This window comes from Streptomyces sp. NPDC012637 (assembly GCF_042954805.1).
Classification (GTDB): domain Bacteria; phylum Actinomycetota; class Actinomycetes; order Streptomycetales; family Streptomycetaceae; genus Streptomyces.
Genome location: NZ_JBIBDS010000001.1, coordinates 1748614 through 1769691, shown reverse-complemented (window position 1 = coordinate 1769691; position 21078 = coordinate 1748614). Strand labels below are relative to the sequence as shown.

15 protein-coding genes are annotated in these 21078 nt (G+C 73.8%); 13 read left to right on the top strand and 2 right to left on the bottom strand.

Going from position 1 to position 21078, the window contains the following annotated elements:
- Positions 1-171: 171 nt before the first annotated feature.
- Together helR and ACFY8W_RS07885 are read right to left on the bottom strand one after the other, a co-directional pair.
- Positions 172-2469, bottom strand: a complete 2298-nt coding sequence (gene helR, locus ACFY8W_RS07890) for an RNA polymerase recycling motor ATPase HelR (protein ID WP_391101537.1) — start codon at positions 2467-2469, stop codon at positions 172-174.
- Between the two features lie 417 nt (positions 2470-2886).
- On the bottom strand, positions 2887-3444 hold the full coding sequence (locus ACFY8W_RS07885; protein ID WP_391101535.1) for a GNAT family N-acetyltransferase: 558 nt from the start codon (positions 3442-3444) through the stop codon (positions 2887-2889).
- A 379-nt stretch (positions 3445-3823) separates the two neighbouring features.
- Here ACFY8W_RS07885 and ACFY8W_RS07880 point away from each other — a divergent pair, with 379 nt between their 5' ends.
- Genes ACFY8W_RS07880 through ACFY8W_RS07820 form a run of 13 tightly spaced genes read left to right on the top strand, consistent with a single transcriptional unit; the run spans position 3824 to position 21062 of the window.
- On the top strand, positions 3824-3949 hold the full coding sequence (locus tag ACFY8W_RS07880) for a hypothetical protein (RefSeq protein ID WP_391101533.1): 126 nt from the start codon (positions 3824-3826) through the stop codon (positions 3947-3949).
- A 53-nt stretch (positions 3950-4002) separates the two neighbouring features.
- A complete protein-coding gene (locus ACFY8W_RS07875) occupies positions 4003-5856 on the top strand; it encodes an amino acid adenylation domain-containing protein (RefSeq protein WP_391101530.1) in 1854 nt (617 codons plus the stop codon).
- Entirely contained in the window at positions 5853-8909 is a 3057-nt protein-coding gene (locus tag ACFY8W_RS07870; RefSeq protein ID WP_391101527.1) for a condensation domain-containing protein, read from the top strand. The genes ACFY8W_RS07875 and ACFY8W_RS07870 overlap by 4 nt, the downstream gene beginning before the upstream one ends.
- Positions 8906-9256 (top strand): phosphopantetheine-binding protein, encoded by a 351-nt coding sequence (locus ACFY8W_RS07865; protein WP_391101525.1) that lies wholly within the window; start codon positions 8906-8908, stop codon positions 9254-9256. Before ACFY8W_RS07870 ends, ACFY8W_RS07865 begins: the two co-directional genes overlap by 4 nt.
- Before the next feature lie 17 nt (positions 9257-9273).
- Positions 9274-12747, top strand: coding sequence for a thioester reductase domain-containing protein (locus tag ACFY8W_RS07860; RefSeq protein WP_391101524.1), 3474 nt, complete (start codon positions 9274-9276; stop codon positions 12745-12747).
- On the top strand, positions 12744-13637 hold the full coding sequence (locus tag ACFY8W_RS07855; protein ID WP_391101521.1) for a 3-hydroxyacyl-CoA dehydrogenase NAD-binding domain-containing protein: 894 nt from the start codon (positions 12744-12746) through the stop codon (positions 13635-13637). Before ACFY8W_RS07860 ends, ACFY8W_RS07855 begins: the two co-directional genes overlap by 4 nt.
- The gene (locus ACFY8W_RS07850) at positions 13634-13906 is read left to right on the top strand and encodes a phosphopantetheine-binding protein (RefSeq protein WP_391101518.1); all 273 of its coding nucleotides are present in this window, start codon (positions 13634-13636) and stop codon (positions 13904-13906) included. Before ACFY8W_RS07855 ends, ACFY8W_RS07850 begins: the two co-directional genes overlap by 4 nt.
- A complete protein-coding gene (locus tag ACFY8W_RS07845) occupies positions 13899-15026 on the top strand; it encodes an acyl-CoA dehydrogenase family protein (RefSeq protein ID WP_391101516.1) in 1128 nt (375 codons plus the stop codon). Before ACFY8W_RS07850 ends, ACFY8W_RS07845 begins: the two co-directional genes overlap by 8 nt.
- Positions 15023-16012, top strand: coding sequence for a 3-oxoacyl-ACP synthase (locus ACFY8W_RS07840; protein ID WP_391101513.1), 990 nt, complete (start codon positions 15023-15025; stop codon positions 16010-16012). Before ACFY8W_RS07845 ends, ACFY8W_RS07840 begins: the two co-directional genes overlap by 4 nt.
- A gap of 2 nt (positions 16013-16014) precedes the next feature.
- A complete protein-coding gene (locus tag ACFY8W_RS07835) occupies positions 16015-17118 on the top strand; it encodes an HAD-IIIC family phosphatase (RefSeq protein ID WP_391101511.1) in 1104 nt (367 codons plus the stop codon).
- Entirely contained in the window at positions 17111-18739 is a 1629-nt protein-coding gene (locus ACFY8W_RS07830) for an amino acid adenylation domain-containing protein (RefSeq protein WP_391101508.1), read from the top strand. The genes ACFY8W_RS07835 and ACFY8W_RS07830 overlap by 8 nt, the downstream gene beginning before the upstream one ends.
- Positions 18723-19967: an MFS transporter gene (locus ACFY8W_RS07825; RefSeq protein WP_391101506.1), complete on the top strand. Its 1245-nt coding sequence runs from the start codon at positions 18723-18725 to the stop codon at positions 19965-19967. The genes ACFY8W_RS07830 and ACFY8W_RS07825 overlap by 17 nt, the downstream gene beginning before the upstream one ends.
- 27 nt (positions 19968-19994) lie before the next feature.
- A complete protein-coding gene (locus ACFY8W_RS07820; RefSeq protein WP_391101503.1) occupies positions 19995-21062 on the top strand; it encodes a MupA/Atu3671 family FMN-dependent luciferase-like monooxygenase in 1068 nt (355 codons plus the stop codon).
- Positions 21063-21078 lie beyond the last annotated feature (16 nt).

Here is a 21078-nt window from a genome sequence, read left to right as displayed (position 1 = left end):
CAGGCATCGGCGTGGCCGGCGCGCCCTCCGGGCGGCCTGGACGAGAGGTTCGCCCAGGCCGTTGTCGCCGCGCCGAACTGATCGCGGCGGGCCGTGGAGGGCGCGCGGGCCATGGAGCGCGGGGCCGTTGAGGGCGAGGCGGGCCGTGAAGGGCGCGGCGGGGCCGGCGGCTCAGGCGCTCGTCAGGACGACGAGCTGTCGGGTCGCCCGGGTCATCGCCACGTAGCGGTCCACGGCGCCTTCGACGCCCGTGCCGAACCGCTCCGGGTCCACCAGCACCACCAGGTCGAACTCCAGCCCCTTGGACAGCGTCGGAGTGAGCGACCGCACCCGGTCCCTGTCCCGGCCGCGTTCCTCCGGCCGGAAGTGGTCGTCCCCGATGCCGGCACCGATGACGCACGCGGTCCCCTCCGCGTGCTCGGCGAGCCACCCTTCCAGGATCCGGTCCAGGTCCGAGACCGGACCGTGCACGACCGGGACGCCGCTGCTGCGCACGGACGTCGGCACGTTCGCGTCGGGCAGCTCGGCTCGGATCGCGGGCTCGGCCTCCGCCATCACCTCTTCCGGCGTGCGGTAGTTGATGCTCAGCGAGGCCTGCTCGATCCGGTCGAAGCCGACCCGCTCGAGCCGTTCCCGCCACGACTCCGTGAAGCCGTGCCGCGCCTGGGCGCGGTCGCCGACGACGGTGAAGGACCGGGACGGGCAGCGGAGCAGCAGCATCTGCCATTCCGCGTCGGTCAGTTCCTGCGCCTCGTCCACCACGATGTGCGCGAACGGGCCTGCCAGGACGTCGCGTTCGGCGCCGGGGAGCGAGCTCTCGTCGACCAGGCTGACCTTCGCGTCCGCCCCGCGCAGCATCGTCACGAGGCCCTCGCCCTCGTCGCCGTCGGCGCCGGAGTCGGCAGCGGCGGCGATGAGGTTGTCGACGACCGCGGACATCTCCTTGCGCTGCGCGGCGAGCGCCTCCTCGTAACGGCGCCTGCGCAGCGCCGCCTCGGGCTCGCCGAGCCGCTGCCGGGCCGCGTCCAGGAGCGGCAGGTCGGACACCGTCCACGCCTGGGCGTCCGCGCGCTGGAGCAGCCGTACCTCGTCGCGGGACAGCCACGGCGCGCACATGCGCAGGTACGCGGGTACGGACCACAGGTCGCCGACCAGGTCGGCCGGGTCGAGGACCGGCCACGCGCCGTGCAGCGCCTCGGCCAGCTCGCGGTCGGCGCGCAGGGACTTCCGGAACAGGTCCTCGGGGATCTCGGCCCCGTCGAGCTTCTCCAGGAGCAGGTTGCCCACCTCCTCCCAGATCAGCTCGCGCGCCTCGTTGTGCGGGGTCCCTTCGGCGGCCTCGAAGGCCTCGGCCCAGTCGTCGGCGGTCAGCCGTACGTCCGCCCAGGGAGTGCTCACGGTCAGGCCCCGCACGGGCGGCTCCTCGTAGAACCGGACGGCCAGCTCGACGGAACGCACCATCTCCGCCGACGACTTGAGGCGCGCCACCTCGGGATCGGCCTCCGGCACCGCCGTGGCGCCCTCGGGCACGAGGTCCCGCACCGTGCAGGTCCTGACGCCCTCCTCGCCGAGGCTGGGCAGGACGTCGGAGACGTACGCCAGATACGGCTGGTGCGGTCCGACGAAGAGCACGCCGCCGCGCCGGTGGCCGAGGCGGGGGTCGGAGTAGAGCAGGTGGGCGGTGCGGTGCAGGGCGACGACGGTCTTGCCGGTGCCCGGGCCGCCGTCGACGACGAGCGCGCCGCGCGAGCCCGCCCGGATGATCGCGTCCTGGTCGGCCTGGATCGTGGCGAGCACGTCCCGCATCCGCTCCGAGCGGTTGCCGCCCAGGCTCGCGACGAACGCGGACTGGTCGTCGAGCGCCGCGTGCCCTTCGAGCCCGTCGGCGGTGAAGACCTCGTCCCAGTAGTCGTCGACCCGGCCGCCGCTCCACTGGTAGCGGCGGCGGCTGGCCAGGCCCATCGGCCGGGCGTGGGTGGCGGCGAAGAACGGCTCGGCGGCGGGCGAGCGCCAGTCGATCAGCAGCCGCCGGCCGGTGGCGTCGGTGAGACCGAGCCGGCCGATGTACACGGGCTCGGCGGACCCGGCGTCCGTGCCCGAGGCCGCGTCCGTTTCCGAGGCGGCATCCGTTTCCGGGGCCGCGTCCGTTTCCGGGGCCGCCTCGGCGTCCGGTCCCGGACCGGTGCCCGCAGGAACGATCCGTCCCAGACACAGGTCGAGGCCGAAGCGGTTGAAGGTGCGCAGTCGTGCGGTCAGCCGGTGGATCTCGGCGTCCCGCTCCATGGCCTCCCGGCCCGTGCCGCCAGGCGCCTTGCGCAGCGCGTCGAGGCGTTCGGACAGTTCGGTGACCGTGTGCTCCAGGCTCTGCGCGACGGCCGCGAAGTGCTGCTCGTCGGCGGCGATCAGCGCCGGGTCGGCCTTGGGGGAGAGGCGGTCGGACAGATTGAACGCGGACGTAGTGGTACGCACGTCGTGAAACTCCCATTTCCGCAGGTTCCGGCGTCAGGCCAGCGATTCTGCGGCACGAGGGGGGCCTTGCCGCAAGGCCCCCCATGCGCTATATCTTGAGAGTGGCGAGGAGCGCGTGCTCCTCGCTTTTCGCGTTCCCGGGCCCGCCGAGGCCGGACGGCCACCGGCCGACGAACGACCACCGGCCGACGAATGACCACCGGCCGAAGGACGGCCACCGGCCGACGAATGACCACCGGCCGAAGGACGGCCACCAGCCGACGAACGGCCACCGGTCGAGGGACGGCCACCGGTCGGATGACCCCCGCCGAAGGATGACCCCCGGTCGAGACCGTACGGCGACCTTACGGCGACCGTACGGTCCGACCGCTCGATCCGACTGCTCGATCCGGTCGCACGGTCCGTCGGTGCGCTCTTCTACGCGGGGTCTCCCGCGGGGTCCTCCGCGAGCAGGGCCCAGATCTCCAGGTCCTGGCGGACGCCGTTGAAGGCGAATACCTCACGCAGCGTTCCCTCGTGCTGCATTCCGAGACGCTTTGCGACGGCGATGCTGCGGGTATTCGCCGGAGTCACGCGCCATTCGACGCGGTGCATTCCGCGTACGTGCAGCGCCCAGTCCGCGAGATGCCGGGCCGCGCGCGTGACAAGGCCTTTCCCCTGTGCGTCGGGCGACAGCCAGACGCCCATTTCGCAGACACCGGTCGGCACGTCGAAGATGCGGAACAGTGCCCCGCCCTCCAGTTCGCCGTCGACCCAGATGCCGAAAATGCGGCCGCCGTCCTGACTCTGCGTGTCGGCGTACCGCTGGAGGAATTGACATGCGGAGTCGGCGTCCACGATGAAGTGCGCCCACGGCAGCCACGGCGCGAGATGCGGCCGTACCCGGTCGACGTACGTGGCGAATTCTTGCGCCTGCCACGGCTCCAGCGGGCGTAGTTGGGCGGAGTCTGTCAGGTCGTGGCCGAAGAGCGTCACGCAAGCCTCCCTCGGGGTCGGATCCAGGCCGTGCGGCGGGCCGATGACGACTGCGCGCACCCCTGGTGAACGCGGCCAACGATAGGCGAGCGCCAACGGACGCGCCCAGCGGGCGAGTCCGGGATGTCCGTTTCATCGGTCCGCATGAACATGCGCCGCACAGGCATGCGATCACGCTTTGTTGATCTCCGCTACCCGCTCGCCACACGATGTGGATGTCTGAAAGCGAACACGGCCGACAAACCTCGACGGCCGTCGACCGAAACGGAGAAAGATGCTTACCAAGCGGTTCGTCAAGTCTGCCGGAATGGCGTTTTCGGCCATTCTCCTCGCGGCCGCTCCGGTCGTTTCGGGTGAACTCCTGGCAGGCGCCGCTTCCGTGGCGGAAACGAACGGACGGATCGCGGCGGACCACGGCTGGGGCCGGAGCGCCGGCACCGGGTCCGCATCTTCGGACGGCCTCGTCGTCCTCGCCGCCGGAACCGGCGACCACGGCTGGGGATGAGCCGGTCCCCGCTTTACGCGCAGTTCATTTCGAATTCAGAGGAGGGGTAGGAAATGGCGGCAGTCAGCGTGCACGAGGTCGTGGCACGGTGGGTCGAGCGACAGCCTGAAGCCTGTGCCGTACGCGATCCGGCGGAGGGTCGGGAGCTCTCGTACCGGGAGCTGTGGCAGCGCGCCGGCTGGCTGGCCGCCGAGCTGGCGCACCGCGGGGTCCGTCCGGGCGATCTCGTGCCGGTCGCCCAGGACCGCTCGTTCGACCTGGTCGTCACCTTCCTCGGCATCCTGCGCTGCGGCGCCGCCTACCTCCCCCTGGACGGTCTCGCCCCCACCAGCCGGCTCGCCGACATCGTCGCCGAGTCCGGCTCGGGAGTGATCGTCCGCGCCCCGGGTGCGGCCGGGGCCGCCCCGGGCCGCTGGGCCGGACTGCCGGCCTGGCTGCCCGAGGGCGTCACACCGCTCGACCTGCCCGGGCGCGACCCCGGTCTGCCCGTTCCCGAGGTGTCCGGGGACCGCGAGGCCCCGGCGTACGTGAACTTCACCTCGGGGTCCACCGGGCGCCCCAAGGGCGTCGTCGTGCCCCACCGGGCCGTGCTGCGGCTCGCCCTCAACGCGCTGTTCTGCACCGTGGAGGCGGGCGACCGGGTGGCGAGCTCCGCCAACCCGGCCTTCGACGCCACCACCTTCGAGCTGTGGAACGCGCTGTGCGGCGGTGCGACCGTCGTGGTCTTCCCGTCCGTGACCGAGCTGGCCATGGACGAGTGGGCCGCGCTGATCCGCACCGAGCGGATCGACCACATGTTCCTCACCACCTCCCTCTTCCACACCGTGGCGCGCGAGAGCGCCGACGCCTTCGGCACCGTCGGGACCGTCGTGGTCGGCGGCGAGCAGCTGGAACTGGCCGCGGTGCGCCGGGTCCTGGCGGCGGAACCGCCCGGCCGGCTGGTCAACGGCTACGGCCCGACGGAGACGACGACCTTCGCCGCGTACTTCGACTGCACGGACGAGAGCCTGGCCGGGCTCGACCGGGTGCCGGTCGGCTTCCCGCTCCAGGAGACCTCCCTGCACCTCCTGGACGCCGAGCTCGGCGAGGTGCCGGCGGGCGGGACGGGTGAGCTGTGCGTCGGCGGCCCGGGTGTCGCCCTCGGCTACCTGGCCCGCCCCGAGCTCACGGCGGAACGTTTCGTCACCCTGCCCGCGACCGGCGAACGGATCTACCGCACCGGAGACACCGGCCGACTGCTGCCGAGCGGCGCCGTCGAGCTCTTCGGGCGCACCGACCGGCAGGTCAAGCTGCGCGGCTTCCGGATCGAACTCGAGGAGATCGAGCGGACCGCGATGGCCTGCGGCCTCGCCGACGCCGCCTTCGTCGAGAAGACCGGCGAGGGCCCCGCCGCCTCGCTCGTCGGCTTCGTCCTGCCCTCGCCCGAGGGGGCCGCGGGGCTGAGCCGCGAGGAGCTGCCCGGCGCCCTCAACCGGCGCCTCGGCGAGACGCTGCCGAGCTACATGCTCCCGTCGCGGTGGCTGGTGCTCGACCGGGTGCCGTTCGGCTCGACCGGCAAGGCCGACCGCAACCAGCTGCTGCGGCTGCTCGACGCGCCGGCCGCGACCCCGGCGGAACCCGCCCCGTCCGGGGCCGACGCCGGGTCGGACGCCGGTGCCGGGTCCGCCCACGACCCGGTGATCGCCGTGCTCCGGACCGTCTGGCAGGACGTGCTCGGCGCCGAGACCGTCGCCCCCTCCGCCAACTTCATCGACCTGGGCGGCAACTCCATCCTCGCCATGCAGGTCGCCGTACGCGTGCAGCAGCGGCTCGACGTGCGCATCGACGCCGGTGCCGTGCTGCTGACCGACAGCCTCGAAGAGCTGGCCGCCCACGTGGCCTCGACCTCCCTGGTGGCCGCCCCGTGACCGGAAACCGTCCCGCGCCGCTCTCCTTCGCGCAGGAGCGGCTCTGGTTCGCCGACGCCGCCGCGCCCGGCAACCCGACCTACAACGTCCCGCTGTTCTTCCGCGCCCGGGGACCGCTCGACCCCAAGGCCCTCTCCCTCGCCCTGGAGGCGGTCACCGCACGGCACGAGCCGCTGCGCACCGTCTACCGGCTGGCCGACGGCGGCCCGGTGCAGGAGGTCCTCCCCGCCGAGCCGGTGCCCGTCGAGGTCGTCGACCTCACCGGCGCGCCCGGCGCGGCCGCCCGCGCCGAGCGGGAGGCCGCGGAGCGCGGCCGCGCGCCCTTCGACCTCACGGCCGGCCCGTTGCTCCGCTGCACGCTGTGGCAGGGCCTGCCCGACGGCGACGCGGTGCTGCTCGCCATCCACCACATCGCGGTGGACGGCTGGTCGCTGGCCCCGCTCTTCGACGACCTGGCCCGCGCCTACGAGGCGGCGGTCGCCGGCGACCCGGCGGAGCTGCCCGGACTCCCCACCCGTTACGCCGACTTCGCGGCCCTCGAGCGCGGCGCGGAGAACGACCCCGCGGCCGTACGGAGCCTGGACCAGCGGGTCGCCGAGCTGCTGCGCGTCGCCCCCGGCCTCCACCTGGCGGGCCGCGCCGACCGGCCGGCCGCGCCGGACGGCAGCCGGTCCGGCGCCCAGCACACCCTCACCGTCCCGCCGCCGGTCCGCGCCGGGATCACCGAACTCGCCCGCTCGCTGCGCGTCACGCCGTACGTCGTGCTCACCGCCGCCGTCCAGGCCGTGCTGCGGCGCTGGTCGGGCCGGAGCGACTTCCTGCTCGGCACGATGACCGCCAACCGGGACCACCCCGGCCTGGAGGAGGCGGTCGGCTTCTTCGTCAACAACGTGCCGCTGCACTGCCGGGTCGACACCGCGGGCTCCTTCCGCGACCTGTGCGCGGCCACCCGCAAGGAGGCCTTCCGCTCGCTGTCGTACCAGCGCGTGCCCTTCGACCGGCTGACCGCCGCCGTCGGCGCCGCGCACGGCACCGGCCGCAGGCCGCTGGTCGACGTCGGCTTCGTGTACCAGAACGCGCCGGTGCCCCGGGCCGGCCGCACCGGCTGGACCGCGCCCGCGGTCCTCGGCACCGGCACCGCGAAGTTCGACCTGCTGCTGATCCTGGAGGACGGCCCCGAGGGCCTCGCCGTCACGATCGAGTACGACACCGAGCTGTACGCCGCCGCCACCGCGCGGGACCTCGCCGGGGGCCTGGCCGCCCTGCTCGACGCCGCCGTCGGGGACCCGGACGCGCCGCTGGCCGAGCTGCCGGAGCTGCCCGGCCAGCCGGCCGCCGGTGACCTGCCGCCCGAGCCCGCGCCGCCCGCCGCGCGGGCCGCCGTCCAGGCCACGGGCACTCCCGCCGCGGCCGGCGCGCCGCTCACCGGCCCCGAGGCCGAGGCCGCGGAGCTCTTCGTCTCCGCCCTCGCCCAGCGCGGCGGGCTCGGCCCCGCCCCCGCAGCGGCCGAACTCGCCCCCGGCTCCGACTTCTTCGCGCTCGGCGGTCACTCGCTGCTCGCGGTCACCATGCTCGCCGAGGCCAAGCGCCGGCACGGACTCGTCGTCTCGCCGCGCGTCTTCCTGCCGGACCCGACGGTCGCCGGTCTCGCCCGCCTCCTCACCGAGGCGCGGGCCGCCGCCGAGGACGCCGAGGCAGCGCCGGACGCGCCCGAGCGGCCCGCCCCGGTGCCCGCCGCCGACGCGGAGGCCCACCCGGCCTCCCCGGTGCAGCAGCGCTTCTGGTTCCTGGACCGGCTGCCGTCGCTGCGCGCCGCGTACCTGATCCCCACGCTCGTCGAGTACGGCGGGCCCGTGGACCACGACGTGCTGCGCCGGGCAGTGGACCTGGTCCTCTCCCGGCATCCCGCCCTCTCCTCGGTGTTCTGCCTCGACCGGCGCAAGCGCCACGTGTGCTACCGCACCACCGCCACCCCGGCACCCGCCGAGGTCACCGACGCCGCCGACTGGCACCCCGACACCCTGCGCAACCGGCTCTCCCGGCTGTGCTGGGCACCCATGGACCTCGGACAGGAGGCCCCCGCCCGCGCGGAGATCCTCGCCCTCGGCCCCGAGCGGACCGTGCTCGCCCTGGTCGTCCACCACATCGTCGCCGACGGCTGGTCCCGCGACCTGCTGCTCGCCGAGATCGGCACGGCCTACCGCGCCCTGTCCGACGGCACCGCCCCCGACCTCGGAGAGCCCGTCCACCCCGCGGCGCTCGGTCCCGCGACGCCGGTGACCCCGGCGCAGGAGGCCGAGCGGGCCGCCGGCCTCCTGGAGCACCTGCGCGGCGCGCCCAACGACATCGCGCTGCCCCACGACTGGCCGCGGGCCGAACTCCAGTCCACCGACGCGACCCTGCTCACCGAGCGGCTGCCCGCCGGGACCGCCGCCCGGTTGCGCGCCGTCGCCGCCGACGTCGTCGGATGCACCCTCTTCATGACCACCGCGGCGCTGCTCGCGGTGGCGCTGGCCCGGCGCGGCAGCCAGCGGGACTTCCTCTTCGCCTTCCCGTGGGCCGGGCGCGAGGAGCCGGCCGCGGCCGGGGCGATCGGGATGTTCGTGAACACCCTGATCCTCCGCATCGACCTGCGCGGCGAACCGACCTGGCGCGAGCTGCTCGGCCGGGTCAGGGAGAGCTGTTCCGTCTCCTACCGCCACGCCGACGTCGCGCTCGACGTCCTCGCCAACGAGCTGCACAGCGACCGCGACCTCAGCCGCCCCGCCCTCACGCCGGTGTTCCTCAGCGCCCAGAGCGGCGCCACCGGCCCCGCCGTCCTGACCGACGACACCACCGCCCGATTCCTTCCGCTGGAACCGCTGCACATCAAGTACGAGCTCGAACTCGTCGCCACCGAGGCAGCGGACGACCGGCTGGACCTCTGCCTGGCGTACGCCGTCAACCTCTTCACCCGGGACACGGCCCAGGCCCTGCTCACCGACGTGGTCGCCGCCGCCGAAGACCTCGCGGCCGACCCCGACTCCCACCCCATCACCAGGAGCACTTCGTGAACAACACCGTGGCCACGACCCCGCTCACCGAGACCGAGCTGCTCGCCCGGGTCCGGCAGGCCTGGGCCGACACCCTCGACCTGGACGGCGTCGACCAGGTGCCCGACGACGTCAACTTCCTGGAGGCGGGCGGCAGTTCTCTGCTCCTGATCATGCTGTGGGAGGAGCTGGACCCGCTGACGGAGCGCACCCTCAAGGTCTCCGACCTGTTCCAGCACAGCACCGTCAAGGCCCAGGTCGCCCTCCTCGCGGACACCTCGGGCGCCGAGGAGGAGCTGACCGAGCTCGGCGCCCGCAACCGCGGCGGCCTGATCGGCCGCGCCCGCCGCGACCAGATCTCCGAGTGAGCGAGGGAACCCCCACCATGACCAACAGCACCGACATCGCCGTCATCGGCATCGGCCTTCGCTATCCCGACGCCACCACTCCCGAGGAGTTCTGGCGCAACATCGACCGCGGCGTCGTCTCCATGCGCGAGATGTCGCCCGAGCAGCTCAAGGCCGCCGGCGTCACCGACGAGATGCTGGCCGACCCGGCCTTCGTCCGCGTCGCCACCTCGCTGCCCGGCGTCGAGGACTTCGCCTCCGAGTTCTTCGGCTACCCGCCGCGCGAGGCCGAGACCATCGACCCGCAGCAGCGGATCTTCCTGGAGGCCTGCTGGGAGGCGCTCGAGACCGCCGGACACCCCGTCCGCAAGGACGGGCCCGTGGTGGGCGTCTTCGCCGGCAGCGCCGCCGGCAACTACTCCGCCGCCCTGCTCGCCGCGAAGGCCCGCGAGCAGGGGCTGCGCGCGGCCGTCGACGACCTGGAGCTCACCGTCGGCGGACAGGCCGACTTCATGACCTCCCGCGCCGCCTACAAGCTGGGCCTGCGCGGCCCCGCCGTCAGCCTCCAGACCGGCTGCTCCTCCTCGCTGTACGGCGTCCACTACGCCACGCTCAGCCTGCTCTCCGGCGAGTGCGACATCGCCCTGGCCGGCGGGGCCACGGTCCTCGAACCGTTCCGCGGCTACCGCCACCAGCCCGGCGGCGTGCTCTCCGAGGACGGCTACTGCCGCTCCTTCGACGCCAGTTCGACCGGCACCACCTACAGCTCCGGCGTCGGGGTCGTCGCCCTGCGCCGCCTCGACGACGCCCTCGCCGACGGCGACAACGTGCTCGCCGTGATCCGCGGCAGCGCCGTCGGCAACGACGGCGGCGACCGGCTCGGCTTCATCGCGCCCAGCCCGCGCGGCGTCGCCGACGTCGTGGCCGCCGCCCTCGGCACCGCGGGCGTCAGCGCCGACAAGCTGCGCTACGTCGAGGCGCACGGCACCGCCACCCCGGTCGGCGACAACATCGAACTCATCGCGCTCAACCGGGCGTTCCGCGCCACCACCGACAAGACCGCCTACTGCGCGCTCGGCTCGGTCATGTCCAACATCGGGCACACCGGCCCCGCCGCCGGCATCGCCGGCTTCATCAAGGCCGTGCACGTCGCCCGTACCGGCAAGATCCCGCCGCACCCGACCTTCGAGCGGCCGCGCGACCCGGGCATCCTCGACGAGAGCCCGTTCTTCGTCACCACCACGGGCGAGGACTGCACCGACACCGACCGGCACGTCCTGGTGAACTCCATGGGCGTCGGCGGCACCAACGCCGCCATCGTGCTCGCCGCCCCGCCGGAGCCGGTACGCCCCGCCGCGCCGAGCCGCGCCACCGTACGCCTCGTGCTCTCGGCCCGCACCCGCGCCGAGCTCGACCAGGCCTGCCGCCGGCTCGCCGACGCCCTCGACGAGGGCGGCATCGCCGCCGAGGACGTCGCCCACACCCTGCGCGTGGGCCGCGCCTCCTTCGACGAGCGGCGTGTCGTGACCGCCCCCCGCGAGCGCCTCGCCGCCGCCCTGCGGATGCCGCGCCCGCCGGCCGTGCGCACCGAGCGCGCCGCGGGCCGCCGCCCCGTGCTCGTCCTGCCCGCCCCGGACGCCCCGCAGCCGCCGGCCGCGCTGCTCGCCGCACTGCGCGCCGCACTGCCCGGGCTCGGCGACCCGCTGACGGCTCAGGACACCCTTCCCGAGGGCCGGTTCCCGCTGTACGTCGGCCACGGCGAGCCCGCCCGGGACCGCCACGTCGTCGCGCTGCCCGACCCCGCCGCCCCGCTCGACGAGGACACCCTCGCCGACCTCCTCGACGACGCGGTGACCACCGCCTGGCTGCACGGCGCCGAGACGGACTGGTCCGCGCTCGCCGGCCGCAGCGGCCGCCGGCTCGCCCTGCCGACGTACCCCTTCACCCGCAAGCGCCACTGGGCCCTCGACCGGCTCACCTACGACGGCCCGGTCGCCGCGGCGCCCGCCGCCACCGGCACCGGCGAGACGTCCAGCGCGGCCGAGGGCAGCGTCGAGGCCGGCCTCGTGCAGCTCTGGAAGGACCTGTTCGGGCACGAGACCATCGGTCTCGACGACGAGTTCGCCGCCCTCGGCGGCACCTCGCTGCTCTCCGTCCAGCTGGTCCTGGAGATCCAGCAGCGCTTCGGCGTGCTGGTCAACATCCACCGGGCCGGCGGCAGCCAGGCCACCGTCCGCCGCCTCACCACCATCGTCGAGGGTCTCCTGAACGGCGCCGGACTCGGCGACGAGGAGGTCGACCCGGCCGCCGACGGCGACGGCGCGCTCGTCGACGCCGACCTCCAGATCGCCCTGGAGCCGCTCGCGAAGAAGACCGCGCCCGGCAAGGACGTGCTGCTCACCGGCGCCACCGGCTACCTCGGCGCCTTCCTCCTCGACGAGCTCGTCCGCGCGTCGAAGGGCCGCGTCTACTGCGTCGTCCGCGCCGCCGACGAGGCCGAGGGCATGGCCAGGCTCAAGGCCACCGCCGCCAAGTTCGGTCTGGCCGAGCCCGACCCGGAGCGGGTCCACGCCGTCCCCGGCGACCTGCGCGACATCGCCCGGGTCTGCGAGACCTACCGCGACGGCGAGCTCGCCACCCGCGTCGGCCACGTCCTGCACTGTGCCGCCAAGGTCGTCTTCACCGAGCCGTACCGCATGCTGCGCGACGACAACATCCTGCCGCTGGTCGGCCTGCTGAACTGGATGCGCCCGCTCGGCATCCGCGACATCAGCTTCATCTCCACCGTCGCCGCCACCGCGCCCGCCGGTACCGACGGGATGCTGATGGAGACCCGCGAGCAGCCGCTCGACCCGCAGCTCGGCGGCTACGGCGTCAGCAAGTGGGTCGGCGAGCGCATCCTGGAGCGCGCCGACCAGGACGGCATGCGGGTACGGGTGTTCCGCCCCGGCCTGATCATGGCCTCCAGCAAGACCGGCGCCTGCAACGACAAGGACCTCATCTGGTTCCTGCTCGCCAGCGGCCTGGTCGTCGGCGCCCGCCCGGTCGACGACCGCGGCATGCCGGTCTCCCCGGTCGACGTGCTGGCCCGCGCGGTCGCCGAACTCGCCCTGTCCAGCAAGTCGGTGGGCCGCGCCTACCACCTGGTCGACGAGATCTCGCCGAGCCTGGAGGACCTGTTCGAGGCCCTGGAGGAGGCCGGCCTGCCCACCCGCACCGTGCCCCTGACCGAGTGGCAGCGGCTCGTCGCGGAGCGCGCGCAGCAGACCGGCAGCAAGGTGCTCTCCGCGACCGCCCTCTACGAGATGGAGGGACACGAGCTGGACGAGGCCGGCGTCCAGGCCCGCGCCTGGCAGCCCTGGCTGCGCAAGGCCGGACTGTCCCCGCTGGTCACCGGCGAGCAGCTGCGGAGCGGCCTGGCCTTCCTGGCCCACCGCACGGACGACATCGGCTCGCTGCTCCCGGCCCTGGCGGCCGAGGGCGCGCGCGGCGACAACGAGGGGGAGAAGTGAGCGACAACCCGACCCGCACCGGCCACGGGGCCACCACGGCCGGGCACCGGCTCGCGATCATCGGCGCCGGCGTCATGGGCACCGGCATCACCACCCTGGCCCTGGGCCGCGGCATCGACGTGATCCTCGTGGACGTCTCCGAGGACATCCTCGCCAAGGCCCGGACCGCGGCCACCGGCCAGCTGCGCCTGGCCCGCATGATGGGCAAGCTGCCGCGCGAGGGCGCCACCGGCGAACTGGTCACCACCACCCGCATCGAGGACATCGCCGGGGCGACCGCCGTCGTCGAGGCCGTCACCGAACTCGCCCCGCTCAAGGCGAAGGTGCTCGCGGAGGCCTCGGCCGTGGTCGCTCCCGGCACCCTGCTGATCTCCAACACCTCGGCCGTGCCGATCGACGAGCAGGCCGACTCGGTGGCCCGGCCCGAGGACCTGGTCGGCATCCACTTCATGAACCCGCCCTACCTGATCCACACCTCGGAGCTGATCCGCGGGCCGCGCAGCGGCGAGGCCGCCGTCGACGCCGCCCGCGAGCTCCTGGAGGCCCTGGGCCAGCACGGGGTCGTCGTCGGCGACGGACCCGGCTTCGTGATCAACCGGATCCTGCAGCGCATGATCAACGAGGCCGCCCGGATCGTCGCCGACGGCGTGGCCGACCCGGCGTCCGTCGACGCCGCCTTCGAGGGCTGCCTCGGCCACACCACAGGACCGCTCGCCACCGCCGACCTCATCGGCCTCGACAACGTGGTCGACTCCCTGCGCGTCCTGCACGAGCGCACCGGAGACGCGGGCTACGAGCCCTGCGCCCTGCTCCTGGAAAAGGTCGCCGCCGGCGACTTCGGCCGCAAGACCGGCCGCGGATTCTTCGTATACGGAGGAAGCACGTCATGAGCACCCCCACCACCCAGCAGGACACCGCCGCCATCCGCGAGACGCTGACCGCGTTCCTGGAGCAGCGCACCAAGACCGAGGTCGCCGCCGACGTCGATCTCTTCTCCACCGGCCTCGTCACCTCCCTGTTCGCGATGGAGCTGCTCGTGCACGTCGAGCAGTCCTTCGGGGTCCAGGTCGGCGGGTCCGACCTCACGCTCGACAACTTCCGCAGCGTCGACGCGATGACCGCCCTGGTACTGCGCCTGCGAGGCGGCGGCGATGAGTGAGCCGACCACGGTGCTCTCCGCCCGCGCCGAGGCGGAGCAGCTGACCGGCGAGCTGATCGGCGACCGGGCCGACGCCTGGGACCGCGCGGGCGAGCTGCCGCTCGGGCTGCTGCGCGAACTCGGCGGCAAGGGCGTCCTGTGCGCCCAGGTCCCCGCCCCGTACGGCGGACTCGGTCTGAGCAGTGCCGACAACGGCGAACTCACCGCCCACGTGGGTGCCCTGTGCTCCTCCGTCCGCAGCGTGATGACCTCCCAGGGCATGGCCGCCTGGACGATCGAGCGCCTCGGCACCGACGAGCAGAAGGCCGTCCACCTGGGCGAGCTCACCTCCGGCCGGCTCGCCGGGGTCGCGTTCAGCGAGCCCGGCGCCGGCAGCGACCTCGGCGCGATGACCACCACGATCCGCACCGAGGGCGACACGGTCGTCGTCGACGGCCACAAGGCCTGGATCACGGTGGCCGCCTACGCCGACCTCCTCGTCGTCTTCGGCCGCCACGGCGCCGGGGCGGGCGCGGTGGTCGTCCCCACGGACGCGCCCGGCGTGACCGTGGAGCGCGTCGCCGACCCCATGGGCTGCCGGGCCGCCGGCCACGCCAACGTGACCTTCGACGGGGTACGGCTGCCCGCTGACCGCCTCCTCGGCGGCGCCGGGCTCCCCGTCGACTGGCTGGTGACCTCCGCGCTCACCTTCGGCCGGGTCTCGGTGGCCTGGGGCTGCGTCGGCATCCTGCGGGCCTGCCTGCGGGCCGCCGCCTCCCACGCCGCCACCCGGCAGCAGTTCGGCGCGCCGCTGGCCGACCACCAGCTGGTCGCCCGGCACCTGGCCGAACTGCACGTCGCCCAGGAGGCCTCGGCCCGCTGCTGCGAGCAGGCCAGCCGCTGCTGGGACGAGAACAGCCCCGAGCTCGTCACCTCCGCCGTCACCGCCAAGCACCTCGCCGCCGGGCACGCCGCCCGCGGCGCGGCGGCCGCCGTCCAGGTCCTGGCCTCGGCCGGCGCCCAGGACGGCGGTCCGGTGGCCCGCGCCTACCGGGACGCCAAGCTGATGGAGATCATCGAGGGCAGCAACGAGATCAGCCAGCTGCTGCTCGGCAAGCACGCCCTGGCGGTGTGGTCATGAGCCACGACACCACCATCGGCATCGGCGCCGTCCACACCGTCCTGCCCACCGTCCGCACGCCACTCGACGAGCTCCCCGAGTTCGCCGGACTCACTCCGGAAGAGGCGGAGTTCGCCCGCGGCAGCGGCATCGGGACGGTCGGCGTCCTGGAGGACACCACCGCCGGCGACCTGGCCGCCCGGGCCGTACGCGGACTGCTCGACCGACCGGACGCGGCCGGCGGCTCCGCCCGCCCCGACACCCTGGTGCTGGTCGGACCGCGCGCCCCCGACGTGCTGCTCGGCTCGGACGCCTGCCGCGTCCAGGCCGAGGCGAAGCTCGACGGCACGTTCGCGTTCACCCTCGACGGGCTCGGCTGCACGGGCTCCAGCGCCGCCTGGGCCCTCGGCCGTGACCTGCTGCTCGCCGACCCGTCCCGGCAGAGCGTCCTCATCGCCCACGGCAGCCGGCCCACCGGCCTCGACCGGGTCCGGTACCCGGTCACCGTGATCGGCGACGGCGCCTACGCGATGACCCTGGTCCGCGGCGGCCGGCCGGTCCTGCGGGCGCACCGCCAGGAGACCGACGGCACCTTCCACGACCTGTTCCGGGTCGACTACAAGCAGGTGCCGTACTACGAGTGGCGCGAGGAGTGCGCCTCGCCCGACCGGTACCGCTTCGAGCTGGCCATGAACAGCCGGATGCGGCTCTCCCGGATGGTCGACGAGGTGCTCGCGGACGCGGGCGTCGACAAGGGCGCCGTCGCCACGACGCTCATGCAGAACGTCACCGCGAGCGCGTACCAGTTCTACGAGACCCTGCTCGGCCTCTCCGTCCACCCCGTGTGCGGCGAGCACCTGGCCGCGTACGGCCACCTGGGCGCCATGGACGTGGTGCTCAACCTCGACGCGCTCCTCGCGAGCGGCGAACTGGCCCCGGGCGACCTCGTGCTCGTCCTCAACAACAGTCCGGTCGCGGCCTGGGCCGTGACCCTGTGGGAGGTGTGATCATGACGGAGACCGTGCAGGACGTCACGACCGTCAAGTGCCTGGTGTGGGACCTCGACAACACCCTGTGGCAGGGCACCCTGCTGGAGGACGGCGAGGTCGTGCTCTCCGACGAGGTGCGCGAGGTGATCACCACCCTCGACGAGCGCGGCATCCTCCAGGCCGTGGCCAGCAAGAACGACCACGACCACGCCTGGGAGCGGCTGGAGCAGCTGGGCGTCGCCGAGTACTTCGTGCACCCGCACATCGGCTGGGGCGCCAAGTCCGGCTCCGTGCGGAACATCGCCGAGCAGCTGAACTTCGCGCTCAAGACGATCGCCTTCGTCGACGACCAGCCCGCCGAGCGCGCCGAGGTCGCCCACCACCTCCCCGAGGTGCGCTGCTACCGAGCCGAGGAGGTCCTGGAGCTCACCGGACGCCCCGAGTTCAGCCCCGTCACCACCGCCGACTCGCGCCGGCGCCGCGAGATGTACCAGGCGGGCTTCCGCCGCGAGGCGGCCCGCCAGGAGTTCCCCGGCGCCGACGAGGAGTTCCTGCGCACCCTCGACCTCGTCATGACGATCCGGCGGGCCGCCGACGAGGACCTGGCCCGGGTCGAGGAACTCACCCTGCGCACCAGCCAGATGAACGCCACCGGCGTCCACTACGGCGACGCCGAGCTGCGCGGCCTGCTCGCCGACCCGGGCCACGAGGTGCTGGTCATCGAGCTCCGCGACCGCTTCGGCGACCACGGCGCCGTCGGCATCGTGCTGCTCGAACGCCTCCCCGGCGTCTGGCACCTGAAGCTGCTCGCCACCTCCTGCCGGGTCGTGTCCTTCGGCGCCGGCGCCGTCATCCTGCGCTGGCTCACCGACCGTGCCGCCGCCGCGGGCGTCCACCTGGCCGCCGACTTCCGGCGCACCGAGCGCAACCGGATGATGGAGGTCGCCTACCGCTTCGCCGGCTTCACCGGCGACGCCTGCCCGTGCGCCGCGGCGGTCACCGGCCCGGACCGGGACGGCATCGAGCTGCTGCACATCGAGCCCGTACGGCAGGAGCCGCCGACCACGATGCGGCTCGACGCGCCCGACCTGACCGTGCCCGCCGGCGAGGTGTCGCATGGCTGACACGCAGGTCCCGGGCACCCTGTACGAGTGGTTCGACCGCACCGCCGAGCGGCACCCGGACGAGCCCGCCCTGGAGGCCGGCGGCGCCGTCCTGAGCTACCGCGAGCTGCGCCGCGCCGCCGAGCACGTCGCCGCCCGGATCCTGGCGGCGCACGGCTCCGCGCCCCGCCGGATCTCCGTCATGGCGACCCGCTCCGTCGCGGTCCTCGCCGCCTATCTGGCGGGCCAGCGGCTCGGCGCGACCGTCACCCCGGTCAACCCGGCCTTCCCGGTGCAGCGCAACCGGATGATCGTGGAGCTCGCGGGCACCGAGGTGCTGGTCGTCGACTCCGCCGACGCCGCCCAGCTCGACGGCGAACTCGCCGGCTGCGTGCCCACCGAACTGCGCCTGGACGCCGAGGAGGTCGCCGCCGCCGGACGCGCGGCGGCCGCCCCGGCGGCGGACCTCCCGCCGTACACCACGGGCCCGGACGACGTGGCGTACGTCCTGTTCACCTCGGGCTCGACCGGCCGCCCCAAGGGCGTGCCGATCCGGCACCGCAACCTCGGCCCGTACCTGGCGCACAACATCGCGCGCTACGGCATCGGCCCCGGCTGCCGCACCTCCCACACCTTCGACCTGACCTTCGACCCGTCGGTCTTCGACCTCTTCGTCACCTGGGGCGGCGGCGCCACCCTCGTGGTGCCCGGCCGGGCCGAACTCCTCTCGCCCGTCGACTACATCGTCGACAACGGCATCACCCACTGGTTCTCGGTGCCGTCCGTGGTGTCCGTCAGCGCCCAGCTCGGCAACCTGCCCGCCGGCCTGGCCACCGGTCTGCGGATGAGCGTGTTCATCGGCGAGCAGCTGTCCTACGACCAGGCCCGCGCCTGGCACGCGGTCGCTCCGCAGGCCGCCATCGAGAACGTCTACGGCCCCACCGAACTCACCGTCGCCTGCACCGAGTTCGCCCTGCCGGCCGACCCGGCGGACTGGCCCGCCACCTCCAACGACACCGTCCCGATCGGGCCCGTGTACGACTTCCTCGAGCACCTGGTGCTCGACGAGGACGGCAGGCCCGCCACGGAGGGCGAGCTGGTCGTCCGCGGCTCCCAGCGCTTCGACGGCTATCTCGACCCCGCCGACAACCGCGGGCGCTTCCTCGCCTACGACGACGGCGTCACCCCGTACGACGGGGAGGGCCCGCTCAGCGCGGAGCACTACTACCGGACCGGCGACCGGGTGCGCTGGGAGGACGGCCGGCTCGTGCACCTCGGCCGGCTCGACAACCAGGTGAAGGTCCGCGGCTACCGCATCGAGCTCGGCGAGATCGAGGCCGCGATGCGCCGCCACCCGGACATCGACCAGGCCGTCGTCATCGCCCTGAGGAACGGCGACGACGTCGAACTCGTCGGCTGCCACACCGGCACCGCCGTCGAGCCCCAGCCCCTCGGCCGCTGGCTGCGCAAGCGCGTCCCGGTCCACATGGTGCCCCGGCGATTCCGGCACCTGGACACCCTGCCGCTCAACCCCAACGGCAAGATCGACCGGCCGCGCATCACCAGCGAGCTCCAGTCCCACGACCTCGCCGCGGCCGGACCGGCCGGCGGCCACGGAGGCCACCATGGCGATTCTCGATGACATCATCCCGCCGCCCGGCATCGTCCGGACGCTCTGCCTGAGCAACTTCGCCAAGACCGCGGGGCACGGCGTCCTCATGGCCGTCAGCGTGCTGTTCTTCACCCGTACCGTCGGCATCCCCGCCGAACAGGTCGGCCTCGCCCTGAGCATCGGCGCGGCCATGGCCATGGCCGCCAGCATCCCGGCCGGCCGGCTCGCCGACGTCATGGGCCCCCGCAACACCACCGTCGGATTCCTGCTGCTGCTCGGCGTGTTCGTCGGCGCCTACGCCTTCGTCGAGAGCTTCGCCGCCCTCGTCGTGGTGACCAGCCTCGCCCTGATGGCCGAGTCCTCCACCGACGCCGCGCGCGGCGCCCTGATCGCCGGGCTCATCCCGCAGGAGGACCGCGTCCGCGCCTGGTCCTACATGCGGGCGGTCAGCAACCTCGGCGTGACCCTCGGCGCCGCCGCCGGCGCCGTCGCCCTCTGGTTCGACAGCCGGCCCGCCTACGTCGGCCTGCTCATCGCGGGCGGCGCGATGTTCCTGATCGCCGGCGCCGCCTACATGACGGTCCCGTCGGTCGAGCCCGCGGCCAAGGAGAACAGCGGACCCAAGTGGGTGGTCCTGCGCGACCTCCCGTACGCCGCCGTCGCCCTGCTCAACTCGGTCCTGGTGATGAACGTCGCCATCCTCACCGTGGCGCTGCCCATCTGGATCACCGGCCACACCGACGCCCCGAAGTGGCTCTACTCCGTGATCCTCATCCTGAACACGATCATGGTCGTGCTCTTCCAGGTCCGGGCCGGCAAGGGCAGCGAGGACGTCCGCGGCGGGGCCCGCACCCTGCGCCGCTGCGGGGTCTTCCTCGCGCTGTGCTGCGGGCTCTTCGCGCTCGCCGCCGACCGCCCGGTGTGGGTCGCCGTCGCCGCCCTGCTCGCCGGAGCCGTCGTCCACGTCATCGGCGAGATGCTCTACAGCGCCGGCTCGTGGTCCCTGGCCTTCGGCCTGGCCCCGGACCACGCCCAGGGGCAGTACCAGGGCATGTTCGGCATGTCGACCCAGCTCGGCTCGATGGTCACCCCGGCCCTCGCCACGCTGCTCATCGTCCGGCTCGGCTGGCCGGCCTGGGTGGTCTTCGCCGCCCTCCTGCTCGCCGCCGGTCTCGCCGCGCCCGCGGTGGCGTCCTGGGCCGAACGCACCCGCAAGCCGGCCCCCGAGACGGGCGCCGAAGCGGCCGTCGCCTCCTGACCGCCGCCCGATCGGAGAACGCACGCCATGGACTTCAGCCTCTTCTACTTCGCCAACGACAGCACGGGCGCCGCCGACAACCGCTACGAACTCCTGCTCGAAGGAGCGAAGTTCGCCGACCGCAACGGCTTCAGCGCGGTGTGGACGCCCGAGCGGCACTTCCACCCCTTCGGCGGCCTCTACCCCAACCCGTCGGTGACCGGCGCCGCCGTCGCCGCCGTGACCGAACGCATCGGCATCCGGGCGGGCAGCGTCGTCGCCCCGCTCCACCACCCGCTGCGCATCGCGGAGGAGTGGTCGGTCGTCGACAACCTGTCGAACGGCCGGGTGGGCCTCTCCTTCGCCTCCGGGTGGCACGCCACCGACTTCGCGCTGCGCCCGGAGAACTACGAGAACCGCCGGCAGATCCTGCTCGACCAGGTGGAGCAGGTCCGCGCCCTGTGGCGCGGTGAGCGGATCGCCGTCACCGACGGCGTCGGCAACGAGCAGCGGCTCGGGATCTACCCGCCGCCGGTGCAGCCCGAGCTCCCGGTCTGGGTGACCAGCGCCGGCGGCGTCGAGACCTTCCGCAACGCCGGCCGGTCCGGCTCCGGGCTGCTCACCCATCTGCTCGGCCAGGACCTCGACGACCTCGCGCACAAGATCGCCGAGTACCGCAAGGCCGTCGCCGCACTCGGCCGCCCCGACGGCTGGACCGGCCACGTCGCCCTCATGGTGCACGCCTTCCTCGGCGAGGACGAGGACGCCGTACGCGAGACCGTACGGGCCCCGCTCGGCGACTACCTGCGCAGCTCCCTCGGGCTGCTGCTCGGCTCGCAGCTCGACGGCCGGCGCATCGACGCCTCCAAGCTGTCGCCGGAGGACGTCGACTTCATCGTGGCCAGGTCCTTCGACCGCTACTTCGACGACGGCGGCCTCCTCGGCACCGTCGACAAGGCCGAGCGGATGGTGGAGCGGTTCCGCGCGATCGGCGTGGACGAGGTCGCCTGCCTGATCGACTTCGGGCTCCCCACGCCCGCCGTCCTGGCGAGCCTGGAGCACCTGAACCGGCTGCGCGAGCGCACGACCGCCGACGGCGAGGGCCCGGCGTCATGACCCGGCAGCCAGTACG

Coding starts and splice junctions, on each gene's coding strand:
- ACFY8W_RS07875 (WP_391101530.1), top strand. CDS start 4,003: ATGGCGGCAGTCAGCGTGCACGAGGTCGTGGCACGGTGGGTCGAGCGA.
- ACFY8W_RS07825 (WP_391101506.1), top strand. CDS start 18,723: ATGGCGATTCTCGATGACATCATCCCGCCGCCCGGCATCGTCCGGACG.
- ACFY8W_RS07845 (WP_391101516.1), top strand. CDS start 13,899: ATGAGTGAGCCGACCACGGTGCTCTCCGCCCGCGCCGAGGCGGAGCAG.
- ACFY8W_RS07860 (WP_391101524.1), top strand. CDS start 9,274: ATGACCAACAGCACCGACATCGCCGTCATCGGCATCGGCCTTCGCTAT.
- ACFY8W_RS07850 (WP_391101518.1), top strand. CDS start 13,634: ATGAGCACCCCCACCACCCAGCAGGACACCGCCGCCATCCGCGAGACG.
- ACFY8W_RS07840 (WP_391101513.1), top strand. CDS start 15,023: ATGAGCCACGACACCACCATCGGCATCGGCGCCGTCCACACCGTCCTG.
- ACFY8W_RS07820 (WP_391101503.1), top strand. CDS start 19,995: ATGGACTTCAGCCTCTTCTACTTCGCCAACGACAGCACGGGCGCCGCC.
- ACFY8W_RS07830 (WP_391101508.1), top strand. CDS start 17,111: ATGGCTGACACGCAGGTCCCGGGCACCCTGTACGAGTGGTTCGACCGC.
- ACFY8W_RS07835 (WP_391101511.1), top strand. CDS start 16,015: ATGACGGAGACCGTGCAGGACGTCACGACCGTCAAGTGCCTGGTGTGG.